Below are 23,806 nucleotides of genomic sequence, written 5' to 3' on the forward strand. Positions count from 1 at the left end.
GGTCGCCAGCTAATCGCGGTCGCCGTCGCTTTCGCAGAATCCCAACCGCCACACCTTTTTACGCCCTGACAGCGAATCTCTCACCATGTACGTCCGGGACGCGAAAAACAGAGAGGAGGTCTGGCTACTCGACAACATCGAGGCGATGGGACTTGACGAGACCGCCTTCCGTTCCCGGGATTACGTCGTCGCCATCGACGAAACGTCGAACGAGAAGGCTGGGTTCGGTCGAATCCGCATCCACAAACCGGAGGATGTGCCCGACATCTGCGAGTTGACGAGCATCGGCGTCGTAAAAGCGTGGCGCGGACAGGGCGTCGGCGCGCACGTCGTCGAGCGCCTCATCGACAAAGCGAGCGACGACGGCTTCGAGGAGGTGTACGCCCTCGTCGGGGTGCCCGATTTCCTCGGGCAGTTCGGCTTCGAGATCATCGACACCGACGAGTTGCCCGACAAACTGCGCGACCGCCTCGACGCCAAACGCGAGCGAATCGAACCCGACGCGGTGCCGATGGTGCTCGCGGTCAAGGCGTTCGAGATGCCCGACCGCCTGCGCGAACGATTCAAGGACGCTCGGCCTCGGGAGGGCGGCTCCTCACAGGAGACCGACACCGATTCGATGGCGGAGGAATTCGGCATCGACCCCGACAACGCGACCTACAAGTACGACACCGGGCGGCGGTAGGTGGGCGTCGCGGCGTTGGACGGTCGCCTCAGAACTCAACGCCGACGTTCAGGTCGTGTTCCACCAGCGCCTCTCCCTCGGCGTCGAACCGAAACCACCCGGCGAACGTCTCGCCCGAAAAGAGGTGGGGCATCCAGAGTCGGTCGTCCTCCCACATCTCGTCGTAGGGTACGTCCTCGAAGTCGAACCATCGGGGGTCGGCCTCCGCCGTCTCCCGCGGTTCCCCGGCGAACTCCTCGGTGCGGAAGACGTGGACGAACATCCGAGGGTCGTCCCCGAAGATGAACTCGAACTCGCTGATCTTGGTCGGGTCGGTCACCGTCAGGCGAATCTCCTCTTCGACCTCCCGAACAACCGTCTCGTGCGGCGTCTCGCCGTCCTCGACCTTCCCGCCGGGGCCGACGAACTTCCCCTCCCCGAGGCCGCGCTTCTTGCGGATGAGCAGGACACGTTCGTTCCGAACGGGGTAGCAGAGCGTCGCGGATTGCATGTCTGTCGGCTGTCACCCTGATTCTATCAGTGTTCCGAATCTCTGGATGTGGCGAATTTGCGTGCCGAACGACGAGACAAGGGTTTTACGGTCAGTCCGCCAACAGAAGTGCGTGAAAGCGCCGATCATTCGAGCACCCACGGGCGGAATGAAACGACGATGGACTCGCTGGCTCGGAATACTCATCTTGCTCCTCAACTTCGGCCTGCTCTTCGTCTTCGGGTTCGACGTACTGAGTGTCCCGAGTCGATTCGTTCAGGTCGCCCTCGGCGTAATCGGTGGTCTCCTGCTCATCCTCGCGTCCATAGACCTCCCGTGGAACGTCGAATGGCATCGACTGGCTGGCGTCGGCTATCTCTGCTTGGCGGCGTCGTATTTGTTCGCCAATCTGCTCGCCGAGGACGGTGCCTTGTGGGTCGTCGGCGCACTCGCGCTCGCATACATCGGGTACGACATCGCCCGCGGCGGGCGTCACTTCGAACATCGACGCCGACACCTGACTCGGCCCGGTTCCTTTACTCATTCCACCGAAAACGGACTCTCGCTCTCCGTCCACGTCCACCCCGGCAGTCGCGTCTGGAATCCGGCGGCCAGCGCAGCGTCCAGGTCGTCCAGTCCCGCCGCCTCGTCGTCCGCGTGGTGCATCACGTCGGTGTAGTGGAAGGTCGCCTCGCCGAGCAAGCGCAGGGGTTGGTTGCCGGCTATCATCCCGGCGAGTTCCCTGCCGAGTAGTTCGTCCACGACGAAGCCGGGATAGTCGTCGTCCACGTCGAGGTCGCGGAGGATGACGACCAGCGCCGCGACGTTCACCGCGAGGTCGCCGTCAGCGAAGACGGCGTCCACCTCGTCGCGGTACGCCGATTCGGTGACGCTCGCCACGTCCGTTCCGAACGCTTCGCCGAGATCCGCTCGGACGCGGTTGATGAGCGTCACGGCTTCTGTTCGAGAGCGAACCCACTCGCGTTCGTCGGCCACCGCGGACGGGGATAGCTGCATGGGGAACGCGTCGACGGGCGTGGATTTAGCATTTTTGAGAAGGCTTTTATAATCGCACCGTTTACTGGGTGATAAGCGGGTTTTCCTGCGTCTACCTTGAACGGTTGGCTTTCGGAGACCAGGACTACAGTACGCGCGACCGCGCAATCACACAATCCCGCAGAAAAATCGAGACAATCTATGTTGTGCTGGACGAGTCGTAGTGGTCACGGTGGTCGAACTCACCGTCTACGGCGCCGCCCGAACCGTCGGAACGACAGCACGCCGTCTCGCAACGGACGAAGCAGACTGTTTTCACCATGAGTAAAGTAGAGCAACAACTCGAAGACCTCAAAGCAACGATCACGAGCGAACTGCCGAGCGACATTTCGGTGTCGGACGTGAAGTACGAAGGACCTGAACTCGTCGTCTACACACGCGACCCGAAGAAGTTCGCGCGCAACGGCGACCTCATCCGGAAACTGGCGAGCCAGCTTCGAAAGCGAATCACGGTTCGTCCCGACCCGGACGTGCTCTCCCGACCCAAGAGCGCCCGAGAAGATATTCTCGAAGTCATCCCCGACGAAGCGGGCGTGACCGACCTTGACTTCCACGTGGACACCGGGGAAGTCGTCATCGAAGCCGAGAAGCCGGGGATGGTCATCGGCAAGCACGGAAGCACGCTCCGCCAGATAACGCAGGAAGTCGGCTGGACGCCGGAAGTCGTCCGCACGCCCCCCATCGAATCGTCGACGGTGTCAAACGTCAGGAACTTCCTGAAACAGGAGCGCGAAGACCGCCGGAACGTCCTGGAGAAGGTCGGCAGGCAGATACACCGCGAGGAGATGAGTAACGAAGAGTGGGTTCGCATCACGACCCTCGGCTGCTGCCGGGAAGTCGGCCGGGCGAGTTTCATCCTCTCGACGCCAGAAACCCGGATCCTCATCGACTGCGGTGACAAACCCGGCTCCGACGACGTGCCGTACCTGCAAGTCGAGGAGGCGCTGGGCGCGGGCGCGAGCACCATCGACGCGGTGGTGCTCACGCACGCTCACTTGGACCACAGCGCACTCATCCCGCTCCTGTTCAAGTACGGCTACGACGGCCCGATATACACGACAGAACCGACCCGCGACCTGATGGGACTCCTCCAACTCGACTACCTCGACGTGGCCGCGAAGGAGGGGCGCGTCCCGCCGTACGAGAGCGAGATGGTTCGGGAGGCGATCAAACACACCATCCCGCTGGAGTATGGTGACGTGACCGACGTCGCGCCGGACGTGAAACTCACGTTCCACAACGCGGGTCACATCCTCGGCTCCGCCGTCACGCACTTCCACATCGGCGACGGATTGTACAACGTGGCATTCTCGGGCGACATCCACTACACCGACACCCGCCTGTTCAACGGTGCGGTCAACGACTTCCCGCGCGTCGAGACGTTGGTGCTCGAATCGACCTACGGCGGTCGCAACGACTACCAGACCGACCAAGCGGACTCCGAACGCAATTTAAAGCGGATAATCAACGAGACGCACGAGAAGGGTGGCAAGGTCGTCATCCCCGCGTTCGCGGTGGGGCGCTCGCAGGAGATGATGCTCGTCATCGAGGAGGCGATGCGGAAGAGCGATATCCCGACCATGCCCGTCCACCTGGACGGGATGATCTGGGAGGCGACGGCCATCCACACGACATACCCCGAGTACCTGCGCGACGACCTCCGCGACCGCATCTTCCACGAGGACGAGAATCCGTTCCTCGCGCCGCAGTTCAACCACATCGACGGCGGCGAGGACGAACGACGGGACGTGGCCGACGGCGACCCGGCCATCATCCTCTCGACATCCGGGATGGTCACCGGCGGCCCGATCATGTCGTGGCTCGAACATCTCGGCGGCGACGAGCGCAACACGATGGTGTTCGTCGGCTACCAGGCGCAGGGGACGCTCGGGCGTCGCATCCAGAGCGGTTGGGACGAGATTCCGCTCAACGGACGGGGCAACCGAAGCAAGACCCTCAGCCTGAAGATGGATGTCAAGACGGTAGACGGCTTCTCCGGCCACGCCGACCGACAGGGACTGATGGACTTCGTGAAGACGATGAACCCCCGCCCCGAGAAGGTGCTCTGCGTCCACGGCGACGAGAGTTCGACGCAAGACCTCTCCTCGTCGCTCTACCACGAGTACAACATCCGCACGTTCGCGCCGAAGAACCTGGAGACGTTCCGCTTCAAATAGTTGTTGTAGCTTCGAAATCGGAAACCGTTTTGTCGTCTTTGACGCGAAGGGTCGATGTAATTCCGATTAAATTATATTTCTCGTGCTACTGGGATGGAACCCATGTCCATCGAGATAAATCGCACGGCGATCGAAAACCGGATGGAACGACCCCAAGGAGAGTACGGAGAGGTGCCCGTCGAAGACCAGACGTGGGAGCGACCGTCCGAAACGTTCACCGAAGTTCTCGGCTACGCCCGCGACGGCTATCTCGGTGGTGCCTATGCGTGAGTCATCCGGAATCAGGCGGATGCGCCGTCACTGACTAACACAATGCCGGACGATGCCCTCGATGACCACCCTCGGGTGTTAATGATTCTCGGTCGTGGGGCGGATTCGTGGGGACTGCCCGGCGGTGGACGGGAGGGCGGCGAGACGTTCGAGGAGACGACCGTTCGAGTAGTTGAGGAGGAGACGAACGTTCGCTGTTCGCTCGCGGAACCGTTCTTGCTCCGCAGGGCGATGGTCGTCTCCGAAGAAGACCGCGAGGAGCGAATCCATCTCCTGTACGTCTTCTTCGACGCTGAGTATCGAAGCGGGACGATTGCGATCCAAGGCGGTGAACTGAATGGTGCGGCGTGGTTTGCGGAACCCCCGAAACGAATGCTTCCGGCGAACGAACGACGTGCAGACGACTGGTTTTAGTGCTCGACGTACTCGACGAGCACGCCGCCCGTCGATTTCGGATGCAGGAAAGCGACGTCGTGGCCCCACGCGCCAGGTCGCGGTTCGTCGTCGATGAGTTCGACCCCGTGCTCGCGGGCCGTCTCCAGCGCGCCATCGATGTCCTCCGTTCGGAGTGCGGCGTGGTGGATACCCGCCCCGTGACGGTCGAGGTAGCGCGAGACGGTTCCCTCCTCTATCGGTTCGAGCAGTTCAAAGTAGCTCCCCTCGAAGTCGAGGAAGACGACTTTCAGGCCGTCGAACTCCTCCTCGTGAGCGACGGGTGCGCCAAAGAGCGCGCTGTACCGGTCGGCCAGTTCGTCGGCGTTCTCGGTGGCGACGCCGAGGTGGTCGATTCGCATGCTTGCAACTCGTCGTCGGTCGGTTTAACTACCGTGAAACGCCTCCGTCGGTTCGAACGTCACACCGCCGTCCCGGGCTGGTACTCCCCGAACACGTCCCGAAGCACGTCGCAGATTTCGCCGACCGTGGCGTAGGCTTTCACCGCGTCGACGATGTACGGCAGGAGATTATCGCTACCCTCCGCGGCGTCGCGGAGCGCGGCCAACTTTGCCTCGACCGCTTCCTCGTCGCGCTCCTCCCGAACCTCGTTCAGACGGTCTATCTGCCGGCGTTCGTCCTCCTCGGTGACCTCTTGGATGTCCATCTCGGGCTCTTCGTCCACCTCGAACTCGTTGACGCCGACGATGATTCGCTCGCCCGCCTCGACCTCCTGTTGGCGGTCGAACGCCACGTCCTGGATCTGGCGCTGCACCCACTGGCTTTCGATGGCCTGGAGCATCCCACCCTTCTCGTCGACGGTGTCGATGAGGTCGAACGCCTCCGCTTCGAGGTCGTCCGTGAGCGCTTCGACGTAGTAGCTTCCGGCGAGGGGGTCGATGGTGTCGGCGGCACCGCTCTCGTGGGCAAGGATCTGCTGGGTGCGGAGCGCGGTTCGAACGCTCTTTTCGGTCGGGAGCGCCAGCGCCTCGTCTTTCCCGTTCGTGTGGAGACTCTGCGTGCCGCCGAGGACGGCGGCGAGCGCCTGATACGCGACGCGGACGACGTTGTTCTCGATCTGCTGGGCGGTCAGGGTGGAGCCCGCGGTTTGCGTGTGGAATTTGAGCTGCTTCGATTTCGGGTTCTCCGCGCCAAATCGTTCCTCCATGATGGTCGCCCACATCCGCCGGGCGGCGCGGAACTTGGCGACCTCTTCGAGAATGTCGTTGTGCGCGTTGAAGAAGAACGAGAGTTGCGGGGCGAACTCGTCCACGTCCAATCCGGCGTCGAGGGCGGCTTCGACGTACTCGATTCCGTTGCCGAGCGTGAAGGCGAGTTCCTGCGCCGCGGTCGCGCCCGCCTCGCGGACGTGATAGCCCGAGATCGAGATGGTGTTGAACTTCGGCGTCTCCTCGGCGCAGAACTCGAAGATGTCGGTGATGATGCGCATCGATGGCTCCGGCGGGTAGATGTACGTGTTCCGGGCGATGTACTCCTTCAGCAGGTCGTTCTGGATGGTGCCCCGGAGCTGTTCGCGGGGAACACCCTGCTCATCGCCGACCGCGATGTACATCGCCAGCAGCACCGAGGCGGGCGCGTTGATGGTCATCGACGTGCTCACCTCGTCCAGCGGGATTCCGTCGAAGAGCGTCTCCATGTCCGCCAGCGAGTCGATTGCCACGCCGGACTTTCCGACCTCGCCGGCCGACATCTCGTCGTCGGAGGTGTACCCCATCTGCGTCGGCAGGTCGAACGCGACCGAGAGGCCGCTCTGCCCGTTATCGAGCAGGTAGTGGTAGCGTTCGTTCGTCTCCTCGGCCGTTCCGAAGCCGGCGTACTGGCGCATCGTCCACAGTCGTCCGCGGTACATCGTCGGGTAGACCCCGCGCGTGTAGGGGTCTTCGCCGGGGAAGCCGAGGTCGTCATCGTAGTCCGCGTCGGCCACGTCGTTCGGCGTGTAGAGTCGTTCGACCGTCTGCCCGTCCGTGTCGGTCGTGAACTCCTCTTTCCGCTCGCCGAAGCGCTCCAACGTGGGTTCGAGCGTCTCGTCCTCCCAGTCGTCTTTCTCCCGGCGGATCGCTTCGAGGTCGTCCGCATCGAACATTGTCTGAATCGTTGCGGTGCTGAGCCTTAAGAGTTGAGAGACGCTCGTCTCCGCCGACCGAGTCCTCGATTCGAATCGGTGCGTCCGGCCGAGTCGTTAGCTTCAGGGGATTTAAGAGCGCATCCGGACTGGGTAGATGTAATGAGCGACAATGAACAGGAACTCGGGATAACCAAAAGCAAACAGCACGAAACCGGGGACTGGTACGCCGAAGTGGTACTGAAGGCTGGACTCGCGGATTACGCCCCTATGGGCGGGTTCATCATCACCCGTCCCCGGGGGTACGCCCTCTGGGAGGGCGTGCAAAACCACCTCGATTCGTGGTTCAAGGAGACGGGGTCGCAGAACGCCTACTTCCCCGCGCTCATCCCTGAGAGCTACCTCGAACGCGAGAGCGACATCGTTGAGGGGTTCGACCCCGAGGTGGCGTGGGTGACCCACGGCGGCCACGACGAACTTGAAGAGCGACTCGCGTTCCGACCCACCAGCGAGAGCATCATCACGCCCTTCATGAGCCAGTGGGTGCGAAGCCACCGCGACCTCCCCCTTCGACTCAACCAGTGGTGTAGCGTCATCCGGTGGGAGGCGACCGACACGAAGCCGTTCTTCCGCACCAAGGAGTTCCTCTGGCAGGAAGGCCACACCGCCCACGCGACTGAAGAGGAGGCGTGGGACGAGACGATGACCCGCCTCGGGCAGTACGCGCGCCTCTACGAGGACGTGCTCGCCGTCCCCGTCATGCGCGGTCGCAAGCCCTCACACGACAAGTTCCCCGGCGCGGACACTACCACAACGGTGGAGGCGCTCATGCCCGACGGAAAGTCGGTGCAGGGCGGCACGAGCCACTACCTCGGGCAGGGCTTCGCGGAGGCCTATGACCTCCTGTTCACCGACGAGAACGAGGACGAGCGGGTGGCCCACACCACCTCGTGGGGACTGTCGTGGCGGGCGCTCGGGGCGCTCATCATGACCCACAGCGACGAGCAGGGATTCGTCTGCCCGCCCACTCTCGCGCCCGAGCAGGTCGTCATCGTCCCCATCTGGCAGGAGGAGAACCGCGAGGAGGTGCTCTCCTACGCGGCCAACGTCGCGGACGACCTCGAAGACGCCGGCGTCCGCGTCGAACTGGACGACCGCGACGAGCGCAACCCTGGTTTCAAGTTCAACGAGTGGGAGCTGAAGGGCGTCCCTGTCCGCTTCGAGATCGGCCCGAACGAGGTCGAGGACGACGAAGTGACGGTCGTCCACCGACCCGACAGCGAATCGGTCGCGGAGAGCCGCGTCGGTATCGCCGACGCAGTTCGAGACCATTTCGACGCGGTGTATGACAAACTATACGAATCGGCCGAAGAGAACCTCGAAGCGAACATCCGCGAGGCCGACTCCCGCGCCGACATCCTCGGTACCATCGGTCAGCACGGCGGCTACGTGAAAGCCCCGTGGTGCGGCGACGAAGCGTGTGAAACCGAAATCAAGAAGCCGATTTCCGCGGAGATCGTCATGGTTCCCCTCGACCGCGACGAAGAACCCATCGGCGACGAGTGTGCCGTCTGCGATGACGAGAGCGAGGAGACGGCGTACTTCGCCAAGACCTACTGAGTCCTCAGCGTTCTCCGTTTTAAATCGTGGCCGAACGCTCGCGCGATTTCGAAGCGGTTCGCCAGTCCGTGCGACGGTGTTCGAACACCGACGACCGGTGATGAAGGAATGCGACGATTTACGGTGTCTTCCGCGGAAAGCGCGACTGCTATCTTCGAATGCGGATGTGAAAAGAAAATTATTTAGCGATTCGACTGGGGTTTTCACACGACTTATTGAGGAAACTTGGGACAATCGCTTCGAACGACACGTATTGCAATCCATAGAATCTAGATTTAACCAACTTCATAATTCTTAGCAAAGTTTTAGAAACTCGGCTACGATTGGTTGGATATGGCAGACGTCAATCTGGACGAAAAGGACTTCAAAATCCTTCGATGGCTCGACAGAGAAGGTGACATCGACGTGGACGAAGTGAGCGACGAACTCGGAATCAGCACTTCGACGGTGTACTACCGACTCGATAAGTACCGCAAACAGGGTATCCTGTCGGGAACCGTCTCGAAACTCGACGCCCGCGAACTCGGACTCGAACTCACGGCCATCACGGAGATTCGGAGCGAGTACGGCCCGGACTACGAGGATATCGGCGAGAATCTATGCGATATCTCGGGCGTGCAGACCGTCTACTTCATGCTCGGCAATAAATCGTTCACCATCATCGCCCATCTACGCGACCACGACCACCTGCAAGATTACATCGACAACATCATCCACACCGACGGCGTCGAACACTCTTCGACGCAGATCGTGTTGCGAACGTTCAAGGACGAATCGCGGCTTCTCGTCAACTACGACGAAGACGACCTAGAGGCGCTCATCGAAGACGAGTAGCGAATAATGTCTGGGCATTCATGGCATTTAACCCGGATATCGGAATCAATTGAACATAAATAGAGCGATAAACAGTTTATTTTGGTTACTATCTCCGTGCTATTCCATCGTTTACTCACTATATAAGGTGATAGTATTGACAATAGCATTCATTTAGACCTTCAGGAGTAATCTCTTATACCGCCTAGCCATGCGGTCACACAATGACTCACGGACTCGCCGACCCGACTGACCAGCGGTCGAACTGTGGTGTCGGTATCGTCATGGATCTCGATGCCGACGCCAGCCACGAGATAGTATCCGACGGCGTCTCGTTGCTCGCCAACCTCGAACACCGCGGAACCACGGGTGCGGAAGCGAACACCGGAGACGGTGCCGGCATCCTCGTCCAACGACCGGACTCCTTTTTCGCGGCGGAACTCGATTGCGACCTTCCGGAGACGTACGCCGTCGGACAACTGTTTCTCCCGCACGACGAAGATGTCCGCCGCGAACTGCGACGAATCGTCGAGGAGGTCTTCGAGGCGGAGGGACTGACGGTGTTCCACTGGCGCGCGGTTCCGACCGACAACGCCGACCTCGGCGAGACGGCGCTCGATTCGGAACCCGCGGTCGTTCAGTGTTTCATCCGGCCATCGACGGATCGGACGACCGAAGCGTTCGACCGAAGCCTGTACGTCGCGCGGCGCGTCCTGGAGAAGGAAGTCGAGACGCGCGACGACGAACTCTACGTCTGTTCGCTCGACCGGAAGACGCTGGTCTACAAGGGACTGCTGACGGGCGAGCAGCTCCCACGGTACTACCCCGACCTCGCAGACGAGCGGTTCGAGTCCACCCTCGCCATGGTCCACGCACGGTTCTCGACGAACACGCTCGGCGCGTGGCACCTCGCACACCCCTACCGTCGCGTCGTTCATAACGGCGAGATCAACACCATCCGGGGGAACGTAAACTGGATGGCGGCGCGCCAGACCGACCTCGAGAGCGAGCGCCTCGGCGAGGACGTAGACCGTATCACGCCCGTCACACACGCTGACCAGAGCGACACCGCCATCGTCGACAACGTCCTCGAACTCCTCTTACAGGACGGCCGCGACCTGCCACACGCCCTCCGGATGCTCGTGCCGGAAGCGTGGCGCGAGCGTACTGACGGCGACCGACGAGCGTGGTATGACTTCCACGCCTCGCTGGTCGAACCGTGGGATGGCCCCGCTCTCGTCGCCGCGACCGACGGCGAGCGCGTCGGCGCAGTGCTCGACAGAAACGGTCTCCGACCCTGCCGGTACGACGTGACGGAAGATAACCGACTCGTCGTGGCGAGCGAAGCCGGTGCGCTCGACACCCCCGACGAGGAGATCGTCGAGCGCGGTCGTCTCCAGCCCGGACAGCTCTTCCTCGCCGACCCCGAGGCGGGACGGGTCGTCTCCGACGAAGAGGTGTTCGACGACCTGACTGACGAGAAGTACGCCGAGTGGGTGGAGCGAGAGCAACTATATCTACCCGACGTCGCCGACCCCACCCCCGACGAGCTACCGGGGTCGCTTCGCGCCCGGCAAGTGGTCTGGGGGTACACCCACGACGAACTGACCGAACTCCTCGAACCGATGGCGAACGACGGCAAAGACCCGGTCGGGTCGATGGGCGACGACACGCCGCTCTCCGTGCTCTCGGAGTTCGACCGCCCGCTGTTCTCCTACTTCAAACAGCTGTTTGCGCAGGTGACGAACCCGCCGTTGGACTACATCCGCGAGGAACTAGTGACGAGCCTCGAAACCCGGCTCGGTCGCCAGCGCAACCTCCTCTCCGAGTCGCCGGCCCACGCTCGACAGCTCGTCCTCGACTCGCCGGTACTGACCGACCCGGAGCTGGCCACGGTGAAAGAGGCGGGTCTCCCGACCGAGGTCGTGGACATCACGTTCGACCCCGAAACCGACCTCCGAGAGGCGATTGACCGAGTCAGACGCGAGGTTCGCGCCGCGGTCGAAACCGGCGCCGAAATCGTCGTCCTCTCCGACCGAAGGACGGGCGACAACCGCGCTCCGATTCCGTCCCTGCTGGCGACCGGCGCGGTGCACCACCACCTCGTCCGGGAGGGGCTTCGAACCCGAACCGGACTCGTGGTCGAATCCGGCGACCCCCGAACCGTCCATCACCTCGCCACCCTCGTCGGCTACGGCGCGGGAGCGGTCAACCCCTACCTCGCGTACCAGACTATCGCGGATCTGGTGGCGGGGCCGGACGGCGCGGAGGAATCGGAGGCCGTCGAGGCCTACGTCTCCGCGCTAGAGGCGGGATTGCTGAAGACGACGGCGAAGATGGGTATCTCGACGGTCGAAAGTTACCGAGGGGCGCAGGTGTTCGAGGCGGTCGGTCTCGACGGCGAGTTCGTCGCGGAGTACTTCGAGGGCACCGAGAACCGAACCGAGGGCATCGGCATCGAGGAGATAGAAGAAGACGTGCTCGCGCGTCACGAGGCGGCGTTCGAGGACGAGTCGAGCATCGACCGACAGGGCGAGTTCGAACACCGCTCGAACGGTATCTATCACCAGTGGAACCCGAAGACGGTCGGCGCGCTCCAGCGCGCGGTCAGGCAGGAGAGCGACGAGGAGTACGGGGAGTTCGCCAGCGCGATAAACGACCAGCAAGAACGACTTCAGACGCTCCGGGGACTGCTCGATTTCGACGCCGACGGGCGCGAGTCGATTCCCCTCGACGAAGTCGAACCCGTAGAGGACATCGTGAAACGCTTCTCGACGGCGGCGATGAGCCTCGGCTCGCTGTCGCCCGAAGCTCACGAGAACAACGCCGTGGCGATGAACCGAATCGGTGGGAAGGCGAACACCGGCGAGGGCGGCTCGCCGCCCGAGCGATTCGACACCGAACGCGAATGTTCGGTGAAACAGGTCGCCAGCGGACGGTTCGGCGTCACGAGCCGATACCTCCAAGCGGCGGACGAACTCCAGATAAAGATGGCGCAGGGGTCGAAACCGGGAGAAGGCGGCCACTTACCGGGGAAAAAAGTGAACGAGACGATAGCCCACGTCCGCCACGCCACTCCTGGCGTTGGTCTCATCTCGCCGCCGCCGCAGCACGACATCTACAGCATCGAGGACTTGAAACAGCTCGTCTACGACCTGAAGGCGGCGAGCGACGGAGCCGACATCAACGTGAAACTCGTCTCAGAGGCGGGCATCGGAACCATCGCGGCGGGCGTCGCCAAGGCCAACGCGGACGTCGTCCACATCTCGGGTCACTCCGGCGGAACCGGCGCGAGTCCGCGCACGTCCATCAAGAACGCCGGACTCCCGTGGGAACTCGGCCTCGCCGAAGCGAACCAGATGCTCCGACAGACAGGGCTTCGCTCGCGCATCAAAGTCAGCGTCGACGGCGGTCTGAAAACCGGCCGAGACGTGGCCGTCGCCGCCTTGCTCGGAGCCGAGGAGTACATCTTCGGCACGGCGAGTCTCGTCACTAGCGGGTGCGTGATGGCCCGCCAGTGCCACGAAAACACCTGTCCGGTCGGCATCGCCACGCAGGACGAAGACCTCAGGGCGCGCTTCCCCGGCGAACCCGACCACGTCGTGAACTACATGACGTTCATCGCGCAGGAACTCCGCGAGTACATGGCCGAACTGGGATTCGAGACGGTCGAGGAGATGGTCGGGCGCGTGGACGCGCTTCGCCAGCGCGAGACGACCCACCCGAAGGCCCGACATCTCGACCTCTCGTCGGTGCTCGCCGCTCCCGACGACTCCGACGGACGAACCAAGACGCGGGAGCAAGACCACGAACTGGAAAAACACTTCGACCGCGACCTGCTCGCCGCCGCCCGCCCCGCCCTCGACGACGGGCGAGCGGTCGAACTCGAACGGTCGATTTCGAACCGCGACCGGGCCGTCGGCGCGCTGCTCTCGGGGCGCATCTCTGCGAAACACGGCACGTCGGGGCTTCCCGACGGAATCATCACCTGCCGCCTCGAAGGCACCGCGGGCCAGAGCTTCGGCGCGTTCTGCCAGTCGGGCGTCGACCTGTTCCTGACCGGAGCCGCGAACGACTACGTCGGCAAGGGTCTCTCCGGCGGTCGCATCGTCGTGCGGACGCCCGATGACGCGGGCTACGACGCCGAAAACGTCCTCGTCGGCAACGTCGCACTCTACGGCGCGACCGCGGGCGAGGCGTACGTCAACGGCGTCGCCGGGGAACGATTCGGCGTCCGAAACAGCGGAGCGAAAGCGGTCGTCGAGGGCGTCGGCGACCACGGCTGCGAGTACATGACCGGCGGCGTAGTGGTCGTGTTGGGCGACACCGGCGAGAACTTCGCCGCCGGGATGACCGGCGGCGTGGCCTACGTCCTCGACGGCGGGACGTTCGAGGAGAACGTCAACGACGGAACCGTATCGCTCTCGGACGAGTTGGACGACCGCGACGAGGCCGTGCTCCGGCGCTTGGTCGAGAATCACGCCGCCGGCACCGGGAGCGAGAAGGCGCGGGCGCTGTTGGAGAACTGGGAGACGGCGAAAGAACGGTTCGTGAAGGTCATGCCCGACGCCTACCGGCGTGCCATCGTGGACGGCCAAGAGGACGTTCGCACCTCGCCGCCCAGTTCGGTGTCGGCGGGCGGGCAGTCGTCGGGGTACGAAGTCGTCTCGGACGACTGAGCACGGTCGGACATCGAAGACGGTCGGACGACGGAGACGGGGTGGACGATTAAAGGTACGCCGCGTCCCACCGCGTCGCCTTACGCTTGTTTCCGCACTTGTTGCACTCGATTCGCTCCATGCTGTCCATCGAGTTGTCGAACGACTCGCAGTTCGAGCAGAAGTACCCGTAGCGGTTCTTGGCCGCCTCGTCGGTGAACACGACGAAGAACGGGGCTTTCGAGCCGCGACTGCTCTCTGCGCGGTTGATGTAGAGGGTTTGACCTTCGACCTCTCGGGGCTCCAGCACCGTCTTGTCGGTTTCCGTGTAGACGTTCTCCGTGTAGGTTTGGTCGCCGATCGTCGCTGTTCGCTCGCTCACCTTCTCGAAACCGTGTTCCCGATAGAACTCGTTGCCCACCTCGTTGTCGGCGAGCACTAGTCCCGAAAGCGTCTTGACGCCTTTCTCCGTGAGAACCTCCTGCGTTCGCCCGAGGAGCGCGGTTCCGACGCCCCCGCCCCGGTAGTCAGGGTCGACGTGCAGCCAGAGGATGTTGCCCTCCGGAACGTCCGGAAGCATGTCGCTCTGCGTGAAACCGACCACGTCGCCCCCTTCGAGCGCGACGAGAAACAGCATCCCGCGGCTCTGGAACTCGGATTCGAGGCTCTTGTCGGAGAACCACTCCTCGACGGCGTGGTCGATGACGTCCTCGTCCAAAAAGTGACTGTACGTCGACGCGAGCGACCGTGACGCTACATCTCGAATACCGGACATGTCTTCGGTTCGTGCTTCGCGTACCTGCATATGTAGACTACTCCCGCGCGGAAGTTAAACATTGTACCGGCCACCGTCCTCCCGGCCACCTTCCGCCTTCGGTAGCGTTTTGCCACAGTACGTGCGTGTCCCGATATGGATACTGCACTCGTCATTGGGGGGACGCGATTCATCGGTCGCCACCTCGTGACCGACCTGCTGGACGACGGCTACGACGTGACCCTCTTCAATCGCGGCAATCACGACAACCCCTTCGCAGAGACCGAGGGCGTCGACCATTTCGAGGGCGACCGGACGAACGACACGGCCCTCGAACGGGCCGCAGAGACGGTCGATCCGGACATCGTCGTGGACTGTGTGGCGTACAAGCCGCACGACGTATGCGCCGCGACGGAGATATTCGCGGACGTGGACGGCTACGTCTACATCTCCAGCGGGAGCGCCTACGCGAGCGAGGAGATTCCCAAGCGCGAGGGCGAGACGGAACTCTGCGACTGCACGTCCGAGCAGGCCACGGACGACTCGCACGACACCTACGGCCCGCGGAAGGCGGGGGGCGACCGTGCCGTCTTCGAGGCCGCCGAGCGCGGCGTGAACGCGATGAGCGTCCGCCCGTGCATCGTCTACGGCCCCCACGACTACACCCAGCGCCTCGATTTCTGGCTCGACCGCGTGAACGACTACGACCGACTGCTCGTGCCCGGCGACGGCCAGAACATCTGGCACCGCGCCTACGTCGAGGACGTGGCGAGCGCCCTGCGAATCGTCGCGGAGCGCGGCGAACCGGGCGAGGTGTACAACGTCGGCGACCGCCGACTCGTCACGATGGACGAGATGGTCGGACTCATCGCGGACACCTTCGACACCTCGGTCGAACTCGTCCACGCCAGCGACCGCGAACTATCCACGGCGGGTCTCTCGGTGGACGATTACGTCCTCTACCGGGACTACCCGCACGTCCTCGATACGAACAAACTCGCTTCGCTCGGGTGGGATTCGACGCCCGTCGAGGAAGCGATGGCTCGAACCGTCGACGAGCATCTGGAGAGCGATCGCGACGGGAGCGAGCACGACCCCGGACGCGAGAAAGAAGAGCGAGTTCTCGGTGTTTTAGAGACGATTTGAGGGGGGCGTATCGACCTCTGTTGAGGAAGAACGGCTCGTCTCAGCAGTTCAGGTCGATGACGGTTCCGACGGCAGCACCCCGCCGATACCGAGTAGCAAGCCGAGAAACATCACTCAAATCCCGGATTCCGCGAAGAACCCGGTGCTGTTGGTGGCGAGGAATCCTCCGAACACGACGAGTAACAACCCGAGTTGATACCAGCGAGATACCATGCCGAAAACAGATAGTTCGATGGTATACATGTATCTACAGTTCGCCTACGTCGTCCGCTTTACTTCAGAATGGGGGGGAACAGTGAAAGCGGTGTTACGGATCCGAAAATCATATGCTCGGGAGACGTGCCTCCTGGTGCACTCCGAATCTCGTGACCGCCGAGGACGAACCGGAGCACCGACCCCGCCCGAACGCAGTCCCCTCGTTCGTCGCGGGAGCGGAACTGGTTTCACAGTCCCTAGACGAATGAGAGGTATGTTCGAGAAAACGACGTGGATACGTCTTCCGCGGAACGTGGTGGTGGGCCACGGGGTTCTCTCGGAAACGGTGGACGCCATATCCGAGCTACACCTCCACGGCGACCCCCTCCTCGTGACCAGCCCGACGCCCAACGAGGTGGCAGGCCAGCGCGTCGTAGAGCAGTTCGAGGACGCGGAAATCGACGTGAAGACGGTCGTCATCGAGGAAGCGAGTTTTGCCGTCGTCCAGCGAGTCATGGAGGCGGCCCGCGAGGTGGACGCGGGCTACCTCGTCGGCGTCGGCGGCGGGAAGGCCATCGACATCGCCAAGATGGCGAGCGACGAACTGGGCCGGGGCTTCGTCTCGATTCCGACCGCGGCGAGCCACGACGGCATCGTCAGCGGTCGCGGCTCGGTTCCGGAGAAGGACACCAGACACAGCGTTGCCGCGGAACCGCCGCTCGCGGTGGTCGCCGACACGGAGATACTCGCCGACGCGCCGTGGCGACTCACCACGGCTGGCTGCGCCGACATCATCAGCAACTATACTGCGGTCAAGGACTGGCGACTCGCCAATCGGCTCCAGAACGTCGAATTTTCCGAGTACGCCGCCGCACTCTCGGAGATGACCGCCGAGATGCTGGTTGACAACGCCGGTTCCATCAGACCCGGCCTCGAAGAATCGGCATGGGTGGTCACCAAGGCGCTCGTCTCTTCCGGCGTCGCCATGAGCATCGCCGATTCCTCACGTCCGGCTAGCGGCGCGGAGCACCTCTTCTCGCACAAACTCGACCGAATCGCGCCCGGCGCAGCACTCCACGGTCATCAGGTCGGCGTCGGCTCCATCGTCATGGAGTACCTCCACGGCGGCGACTGGCGCGGCATCCGCGATGCGCTGGCGACCCTCGGCGCGCCGACGACGGCGGACGAACTCGGCGTCGACGCCGAAACCGTCGTCGAGGCGCTCACGACGGCCCACGAAATCCGCGACCGCTACACGATTCTCGGAAACGGGATGAACGAGGCCGCGGCCGTCGAGGCGGCGGAAAGAACCGGTGTGATTTAGTCGGCTATTTTGTGGGTTCGGTCGGTTTCAGCCTAGGTCGACGCGCTGGAACCGCCAGTAGCCGAGCGCGACCGGAACGACCAGCCAGGCGAGGAGGATGACCACCAGGAACCACTCTTGGAGATAGAAGGGGATGTCCCCGCCGAGCATCTGCTCGATCTGGGTCGCGGTGTTCGGATTTACGAGATGCGTCGAGAGGGTCGAGTAGGCGTTCTTCGGGTTTATCATCTGAACGAAGAAGTACCACGCCGGAAGTCCCTGCATGACGGTCGGCATTCCTCCTTCGACGACGTAGTAGACGCCCAGCGGAACGAAATCCCAGATTAGTTGGAAGATGAAAAACAGCCCTATCGCGCCCGCCATCGCCCGCGACCGGGTCGCCATCATCGCCGAGAAGCCGACGGCGATGCCGACGAACACCAATCCGAAGAACAGGGTGTTCAGGCCGAGCAGGGCGAACTCGACGACCGGAAGCGAGCCGTGCTGGACGAGCAACACGACTGCTCCCGCGAGGAACGCGACGACGGTCGCCACGGCGACGACGGTCGCGCGGCCGAGCAGCTTTCCGAGCACCACGTCTCGCCGGGTGTGAGGAAGTCCGAGCAGTATCTTGATGCTCCCGGACTCGCGTTCGCCCGCGATGGCGAGGTACGCGACGACGAGCGCGGCGAGCGGAACTATCATTGCCGCCGGTGCGCCGAGCCACTGCAGCGCCTCGCTTGCCCTCTGCTGGTCGAGTACGACGCCGGCCGCGTACATCCCGCCCGCCGTCGTCAGCACGAACAGGGCGGTGATAGCCCAGAGCATCTTCGAGCGCGCCGCGTCCTCAAAATCCTTGCGCGCGACGACCGCCCAACTCATGCTTCCACCTCCGATTCGATCCGCTGACTGTCGGATTGGGTGGTGTAGGTTTCGAAGAGGTCTTCGAGCGAGGACTCCTTCGTCGTGATGTCGGTGACGCTCGCCCCGGCCTCTTCGACACGGTTGATGACCTTCGCTTTCGCGCTCGATTCGGTGTACGATACGGAGATTCGGTCGCCGTCGACCGCGACGTTCGTCACACCCTCGACCTCCGTGAGCGCCAGATCCGGAATGCTATCGACGGTGAGTTCCATCGTCGCGCCCGAATCGGTCGCCTCTCGCAATCCTTCGATGGTGTCCACGGTGACGAGTTTGCCCTTATTCATGATTCCCACGCGGTCGCAGACCGCCTCGACCTGTGAGAGAATGTGGCTGGAGAAGAACACGGCGGTGCCGCGGTCTGCCTCCGCGCGGATGATCTCGCGCATCTCGCGGACGCCGTGGGGGTCGAGCCCTGAGGAGGGTTCGTCCAAAATCAACAGGTCGGGATCGCCGACGAGCGCCATCCCGAGGGTGACTCGCTGGCGCATCCCTTTAGAGTAGTCGCCCGCAGGGCGAGCGGCGTCCTCCGCCGAGAGACCGACCCGGTCTAAGATATCGGCTGCATCCTCGTCGGTATCTTTCGAGTCGATGGCGAACTGGATGTGCTTGTGCCCGGAGAGGCGCCCGTAGAGATCGAACGCGTCGGGGAGGATGCCGATGCGCTCGTGGATCGCTTGCGTCTCCTCTTGGGCGTCGTAGCCGAGCACCGTGGCGCTCCCGGCGGTCGGTCGGACGTAGTCCAATAGCATGTTGATGGTCGTCGACTTCCCCGACCCGTTCGGGCCGAGGAAACCGAAGACTTCCCCTTCCTCGACGGTCAGGTCGAGGTCGGAGACGGCGACTACGTCGCCGAATCGCTTGGTCAGGGACTTCGTTCGGATGGCGGCCATAACCTCCGATTGTAGCCTCTTCCATTTAAAATTACGTTGACGTGACATACCACGGCACGGTCATCCGAGGTCGGCGCGGTCGAACGACAGATAGCCGAGCACGAGGGGGACGACGAGCCACGCACCGAGCACGACCAGCATAAACCACTCTTCGAGATAGAACGGGACGGTCGCGTTCCGTCCGAGCGTGCGGAAGAAGTAGATCGGATGCTCCGTGAAAACGAGCCCCGCGGCGCGCTGGAAGGCGTAGGGAGGGCTGACGAGGTAGACGAACTCGTATATCTGCGGGCTGAGGCTCAGCCCGAGCGTGTCCTCGGTGACGAACTGAAGCGCTTTCGACGGTGAGATCTGCGGTACCGTCCAGAGAACGTTGAAGACGAAGAACACGCCGACCGAACTCGCCATTGCGCGCGACCGCGACGCGCAGGCCGCCGAGAGACCGACCGCGATGCCGATGTACGTAACCGTGAAGAACGACAGCAACAAGAAGAACTGTGCGAATACGACGAAATCGACGGAGTCAAGCATCGCCACGTCGAACGCACTAGCGACGCCGAACGCGAGGACTAACCCGACGGTGACGACGAGGGAGCGGCCGACGAACTTCCCGACGACGAGGTCGAGACGCGTGTTCGGAAGCCTCAGAAGGTATTTGATGCTCCCCGACTCGCGTTCCCCGGCGATGGAGAGGTACGCGATAATCAGGGCACTGATGGGAACGATGAAGATTCCGATCATCGAGACGAGCCGAAGGACGTTCGTCATGGTGACGTACGACGGAGCGACGTAGACGCTGAGCGCCAACACCACCACGTAGAGGGAGACGAGCGCGACGGTTCGGTCGACTTCGTCCACGTCGCGCCGGTTCCGGACGAGGGGAACGTCGCACTGCTCGTCCGCATCTACGTCCTCCCGAACGAGTGGGGCTCCGGTCTCGGCACCCGGCTACTCAACCGCGTCGAGCGACGGTTGCGCGACGGGGGCGTCGAACGACTCCGATTGAGCGTCTTCGCCGACAACGAAGTCGGCGTCGGATTCTACGAATCTCGCGGCTTCCAACGCATCAAGGAACGCGAAGCGGAGGGGTTCGGCGTCGCCGAGTACGTGTACGAGAAAGCGTTGTAGATCGTTCGTCGTCGTCAGTCGTTGCCCGTCGCCGTGGAACCGGGCCGGATTCGGTCGAGTCGTCGCGAGACGGACGGATAAGTCGAGAGCAGTTCGTTCGTCCTACCGACGCTCCGGGGAAAGAGGCTCAACTCCGTGAGGTCGACGAGCGCGTTGGACATCGCCGACTCGCTGGTCGCTCGGGCGGCGTATCGATCCGCATCGTGCTCCAACCGTCTGGACAGCGCACGGAAAAAGAGCCAGAACGGGACGGCGAGCGCGAGGCAGTGGAATCAGTACCCGACGTTCGTCGTCAGCAGGGCCACCGCGACCGCGAGTGCCCCGCTCACGAGCGCCACTTTCAGTCGAAGGTGGTGCCGACGATGGTGCGCCCGCTCGTGTTCGACGACCGCGGAAACGGCTTCCGGCGCGAGCTCCGACAGCAGATACGACGTCGGATAGATGGCCCGATATCCCAATAGGATACCGACCGCCAAGCCGCTCGCGATTTTCGTTCGTTCGGTCTCCAGTATTGCGATTCGAATTCCGTCCTCTCGAATCCCGATACGGGCGCGTTCTTCCGGGTTGAGTTCCCCCGTTTCGTTCGCCAGTTCGACGATGAAGGGTTCTACCGCACCGATGGCGGCGTACGCAATACCGACAACGAGGCCAGCCGCGAGCCTCGCCGGTGCGGATTCGGCGAGCCACCAGAGGTGGAGCCGAACCCCGACGCTCACCGCGTAATCGGCCGAAAACCGCCGAGTGGCGGAGCGCAGTGGTTCGTCGGTGCCGCGGACTCGTTGCACCGCGGCGTACGAAATGAGGTACACCACCAAGCCGTGACGAACCACGGGCTGACCGCGAGTACGGTGAGGAGGACGAGTAGTCGGCTGAACCGGACGGTGAGAATCGGCAGTTCGAGAGCGGTCGGTAACGAGTCGCCGACGCCGGGCAGCAGGCTCATCACGAAGAGTATCGCGCAGAGAACGATGTAGCCGAACTGCGAGACGGCCGTGATACGGCCGATAGCTCGCTTCGCATCGCTGTTCCAGAGGACGATTCGGGTGCCTCACGCGAACACCGCAGTCGCGCCGACGAGCAGTAGAATCCACAGATAATAGAGCGCCAGTGAATTGACATTATCTGATATATGAGGAGAAACGATAGTACACGTGGTTATAAAACCTTCGCCATAGGAGACGTCGGCTGGTGTCCTCGTCTCAGACGTGTTCGTCCAAAAACTCGGCTATCGTCGTGTACGCCTTGATGCGGTTCTCCAGTTTCGAGAAGCCGTGCCCCTCGTCCGGGAAGACCAGTTTCTCGACCGGAACGCCCCGTTCGGCGGCCTCATCGGCTATCTGTTCCGCCTCCCCAACCGGGACGCGGGGGTCGTTCTCACCGTGGAGGACGAGCAGTGAAGCCTCGATGCTCCGGACGTTGTTGATAGGGCTGACCGATTCGAGGAACTCCCGGTCGTCTTCGAGCGACCCGTACTCGGCTTCCCGCAACTCCCGCCGCCAGTCACCCGTGTTCTCCAGGAAGGTGACGAAGTTGGCGATGCCGACGATATCCACCCCGGCGGCCCAAAGGTCGGGGTACTCGGTCAGTGCCGCGAGCACCATGAACCCGCCGTACGAGCCGCCCATGGCGACGATGCGGTCAGGGTCGACGACGCGCTGGTCGTGGAGCCACTCGACACCCGCCTCGATATCCGCCACCGAATCCATCCGTTTTTCCACATCGTCCAGATGGGAGTACTCCTTGCCGTATCCGGACGAGCCGCGGACGTTCGGCTCGAAGACGGCGTAGCCGCGATTCAGGAAGTACTGCTTGGTCGGGCTGAACGACGGCCTGCGCTGGGACTCCGGCCCGCCGTGGATATCCACGATAACGGGCGTCTCGCCCGGCGTCGCGTCCTCCGGCACAGAGAAGAACGCCGGAATCTCCCGGTCGTCGAAGCTCTCGAAGTGGACGAGTTTCGGGCGGACGAACGTTTCGGGCGGGATTCCGGCGGTGGAGGCGTCCGTCCAGCGTTCGGCGGTGCCGGTCTCGGTTTCGACCACGTAGACGTTCTCGTTGGTCGTGCTTCCGGTGACGGTGACCGCGAACCGCTCCGCGTCAGGGTCGAAGCTCACGCCGCCCGCGATGCCCCGTGGGAGGTTCGGCGTCGGGAACTCGCGGATGGTCGTCTCGCCGGTCAACTCGCCGACCGTGAGTTCGGTGTAACCGTCCTCGTTGCGTGAGTAGACCAGTCGCCCCGTGTTCTCGTCGAGCGTGACGCCGTCGACGTTCCACTCGCCGCCTTCTTCGACGACCTCGATATCTCCCGAATCGAGGTCGAGGCGCGCGAGGTATGTCGTGTCGCTCCCCTCGTCCGTGACGAGGTAGAGCGCGTCGCCGTCCGGCCCCCAGTTGACGCTCCGGTATCGAACGTTCCCATCGTGCGAGGTGACATGTTCGACGTCACCCGACTCGATATCGAGGACGTGGAGGTCTTGGTCGAACGAGGAGTGCGATTCGACCACCGCGAGTCGGTCGTCGTCCGGACTCCACCCCGCGACCGAGAGCCAGCCGTCTCCTTCGTGCACCAATTCGGCGTTGCCTCCGGTTTCGTCGCGGTCTTGCACGTACACGTCGAAGACGGCGTGGTTTCGGCGGTTGGACGCGAACGCGAACCGCGACCCGTCCGAGTTCCAACCGCCCCAGCGGTGCTTGGCGTCCGGCGTCTCCGTGAGGGGCGTGATGATCTCGCCGTCGCCGTCGAGTCGGAAGAGCTGCTGGCGCTCGTTGCCGCCCTCGTCCATCCCGAAGATCAGTTCGTCCTGCTCGGGCGACCACGACGCGAAGGTGACTCGTTCGTCGTAGAACGTGAGTTGGTCGGGCCACGTTTCCGGGTCGTCCAGTCGCCACACCTGCGGAACGCCCGTCACGTCCAGCAGAAAACTCAGCCGCTCGCCGTCCGGGCCGAACGAACCGCCGTACGCGCTTCGGACGTTTAGATACCGCTCGAAATCGTACGCCATCGTGTTCCCTTTCGATTCGGGTGTGAAAGTGTTTTGGCAAGCGGTAGCGGGCGACGTTTTAACGTCCCGAAAAAAAGTAGGATATATTACCTCTAATATTATTTAAAGGATGGAGATGCGAAGCCACAGACTTTGGAGAACCTATATGTCTATTCAAATTACGATAAATAATATATTATAGGAATACATCTTCCGATTCAAATA

The 23,806-nt window shown here is 62.8% G+C and carries 20 protein-coding genes and 3 pseudogenes; 12 read left to right on the top strand and 11 right to left on the bottom strand.

The features are described 5' to 3' along the window. The first annotated feature begins 85 nt into the window (after positions 1–85). Positions 86–685: a GNAT family N-acetyltransferase gene (locus tag LIW51_RS02185; protein WP_227375617.1), complete on the top strand. Its 600-nt coding sequence runs from the start codon at positions 86–88 to the stop codon at positions 683–685. Positions 686–713: 28 nt separating this feature from the next. On the opposite strand, the gene LIW51_RS02190 is transcribed toward LIW51_RS02185, so the two are convergent. Next, a complete protein-coding gene (locus LIW51_RS02190) occupies positions 714–1,175 on the bottom strand; it encodes an 8-oxo-dGTP diphosphatase (RefSeq protein ID WP_227375618.1) in 462 nt (153 codons plus the stop codon). A 148-nt stretch (positions 1,176–1,323) separates the two neighbouring features. On the opposite strand from LIW51_RS02190, the pseudogene LIW51_RS40375 reads away from it, so the two are divergent. Then, positions 1,324–1,599, top strand: a pseudogene (locus LIW51_RS40375) (DUF7994 family protein); the annotation flags it as partial. Positions 1,600–1,694: 95 nt separating this feature from the next. Here the strand turns inward: LIW51_RS40375 and LIW51_RS02200 are convergent. Next, positions 1,695–2,171 (bottom strand): DUF7984 family protein, encoded by a 477-nt coding sequence (locus LIW51_RS02200; RefSeq protein ID WP_227375620.1) that lies wholly within the window; start codon positions 2,169–2,171, stop codon positions 1,695–1,697. Between the two features lie 299 nt (positions 2,172–2,470). On the opposite strand from LIW51_RS02200, the gene LIW51_RS02205 reads away from it, so the two are divergent. The 3 genes from LIW51_RS02205 to LIW51_RS02215 all read left to right on the top strand — a co-directional run bounded on the left by LIW51_RS02205 (position 2,471) and on the right by LIW51_RS02215 (position 5,071). Further along, a complete protein-coding gene (locus tag LIW51_RS02205; protein ID WP_227375621.1) occupies positions 2,471–4,387 on the top strand; it encodes a beta-CASP ribonuclease aCPSF1 in 1,917 nt (638 codons plus the stop codon). 102 nt (positions 4,388–4,489) lie between these two features. After that, positions 4,490–4,657, top strand: a complete 168-nt coding sequence (locus LIW51_RS02210; RefSeq protein ID WP_227375622.1) for a hypothetical protein — start codon at positions 4,490–4,492, stop codon at positions 4,655–4,657. Between the two features lie 42 nt (positions 4,658–4,699). Further along, positions 4,700–5,071, top strand: a complete 372-nt coding sequence (locus tag LIW51_RS02215; RefSeq protein WP_227375623.1) for an NUDIX domain-containing protein — start codon at positions 4,700–4,702, stop codon at positions 5,069–5,071. On the opposite strand, the gene mce is transcribed toward LIW51_RS02215, so the two are convergent. Beyond that, positions 5,068–5,451: a methylmalonyl-CoA epimerase gene (gene mce / locus LIW51_RS02220; RefSeq protein ID WP_227375624.1), complete on the bottom strand. Its 384-nt coding sequence runs from the start codon at positions 5,449–5,451 to the stop codon at positions 5,068–5,070. The genes LIW51_RS02215 and mce overlap by 4 nt on opposite strands. A gap of 59 nt (positions 5,452–5,510) precedes the next feature. After that, positions 5,511–7,193, bottom strand: a complete 1,683-nt coding sequence (locus tag LIW51_RS02225; protein WP_227375625.1) for an acyl-CoA mutase large subunit family protein — start codon at positions 7,191–7,193, stop codon at positions 5,511–5,513. 141 nt (positions 7,194–7,334) lie between these two features. Between LIW51_RS02225 and proS the strand changes: the two genes are divergently transcribed. The 3 genes from proS to gltB all read left to right on the top strand — a co-directional run bounded on the left by proS (position 7,335) and on the right by gltB (position 14,284). Beyond that, the gene (proS, locus tag LIW51_RS02230; protein WP_227375626.1) at positions 7,335–8,792 is read left to right on the top strand and encodes a proline--tRNA ligase; all 1,458 of its coding nucleotides are present in this window, start codon (positions 7,335–7,337) and stop codon (positions 8,790–8,792) included. Between the two features lie 333 nt (positions 8,793–9,125). Continuing rightward, entirely contained in the window at positions 9,126–9,626 is a 501-nt protein-coding gene (locus tag LIW51_RS02235; RefSeq protein ID WP_227375627.1) for an Lrp/AsnC family transcriptional regulator, read from the top strand. A 203-nt stretch (positions 9,627–9,829) separates the two neighbouring features. Continuing rightward, the gene (gene gltB / locus LIW51_RS02240) at positions 9,830–14,284 is read left to right on the top strand and encodes a glutamate synthase large subunit (RefSeq protein WP_227375628.1); all 4,455 of its coding nucleotides are present in this window, start codon (positions 9,830–9,832) and stop codon (positions 14,282–14,284) included. Between the two features lie 49 nt (positions 14,285–14,333). On the opposite strand, the gene LIW51_RS02245 is transcribed toward gltB, so the two are convergent. Beyond that, entirely contained in the window at positions 14,334–15,068 is a 735-nt protein-coding gene (locus LIW51_RS02245; RefSeq protein WP_227375629.1) for a GNAT family N-acetyltransferase, read from the bottom strand. 105 nt (positions 15,069–15,173) lie between these two features. On the opposite strand from LIW51_RS02245, the gene LIW51_RS02250 reads away from it, so the two are divergent. The 3 genes from LIW51_RS02250 to LIW51_RS02260 all read left to right on the top strand — a co-directional run bounded on the left by LIW51_RS02250 (position 15,174) and on the right by LIW51_RS02260 (position 17,682). Further along, positions 15,174–16,163, top strand: coding sequence for an NAD-dependent epimerase/dehydratase family protein (locus LIW51_RS02250; protein WP_227375630.1), 990 nt, complete (start codon positions 15,174–15,176; stop codon positions 16,161–16,163). A 326-nt stretch (positions 16,164–16,489) separates the two neighbouring features. Continuing rightward, positions 16,490–16,627 (top strand): hypothetical protein, encoded by a 138-nt coding sequence (locus LIW51_RS02255; protein ID WP_227375631.1) that lies wholly within the window; start codon positions 16,490–16,492, stop codon positions 16,625–16,627. A 5-nt stretch (positions 16,628–16,632) separates the two neighbouring features. Beyond that, a complete protein-coding gene (locus tag LIW51_RS02260) occupies positions 16,633–17,682 on the top strand; it encodes an NAD(P)-dependent glycerol-1-phosphate dehydrogenase (protein ID WP_227375632.1) in 1,050 nt (349 codons plus the stop codon). A gap of 27 nt (positions 17,683–17,709) precedes the next feature. Here the strand turns inward: LIW51_RS02260 and LIW51_RS02265 are convergent, their stop codons facing one another. Genes LIW51_RS02265 through LIW51_RS02275 form a run of 3 tightly spaced genes read right to left on the bottom strand, consistent with a single transcriptional unit; the run spans position 17,710 to position 20,330 of the window. Then, positions 17,710–18,543, bottom strand: a complete 834-nt coding sequence (locus LIW51_RS02265) for an ABC transporter permease (protein ID WP_227375633.1) — start codon at positions 18,541–18,543, stop codon at positions 17,710–17,712. Beyond that, entirely contained in the window at positions 18,540–19,475 is a 936-nt protein-coding gene (locus LIW51_RS02270; RefSeq protein ID WP_227375634.1) for an ABC transporter ATP-binding protein, read from the bottom strand. The genes LIW51_RS02265 and LIW51_RS02270 overlap by 4 nt, the downstream gene beginning before the upstream one ends. A gap of 60 nt (positions 19,476–19,535) precedes the next feature. Continuing rightward, complete coding sequence (locus tag LIW51_RS02275) at positions 19,536–20,330, bottom strand: ABC transporter permease subunit (RefSeq protein WP_227375635.1); 795 nt, start codon at positions 20,328–20,330, stop codon at positions 19,536–19,538. Here LIW51_RS02275 and LIW51_RS02280 point away from each other — a divergent pair. Beyond that, positions 20,331–20,600: pseudogene (locus tag LIW51_RS02280) on the top strand (GNAT family N-acetyltransferase); the annotation flags it as partial. A gap of 14 nt (positions 20,601–20,614) precedes the next feature. On the opposite strand, the pseudogene LIW51_RS02285 reads toward LIW51_RS02280, so the two are convergent. The 3 genes and pseudogenes from LIW51_RS02285 to LIW51_RS02295 form a co-directional block, all read right to left on the bottom strand. Continuing rightward, positions 20,615–20,845 (bottom strand): annotated as a pseudogene (locus tag LIW51_RS02285) (M48 family metalloprotease); the annotation flags it as partial. A 27-nt stretch (positions 20,846–20,872) separates the two neighbouring features. After that, positions 20,873–21,430 (bottom strand): hypothetical protein, encoded by a 558-nt coding sequence (locus LIW51_RS02290; RefSeq protein WP_227375636.1) that lies wholly within the window; start codon positions 21,428–21,430, stop codon positions 20,873–20,875. Positions 21,431–21,799: 369 nt separating this feature from the next. Next, positions 21,800–23,602 carry a S9 family peptidase gene (locus LIW51_RS02295; RefSeq protein ID WP_227375637.1) on the bottom strand — a complete coding sequence of 601 codons (1,803 nt, stop codon included), beginning with the start codon at positions 23,600–23,602 and terminating at the stop codon, positions 21,800–21,802. Positions 23,603–23,806: the final 204 nt, after the last annotated feature.

The organism is Haladaptatus halobius (assembly GCF_020618475.1).
GTDB lineage: Archaea > Halobacteriota > Halobacteria > Halobacteriales > Haladaptataceae > Haladaptatus > Haladaptatus halobius.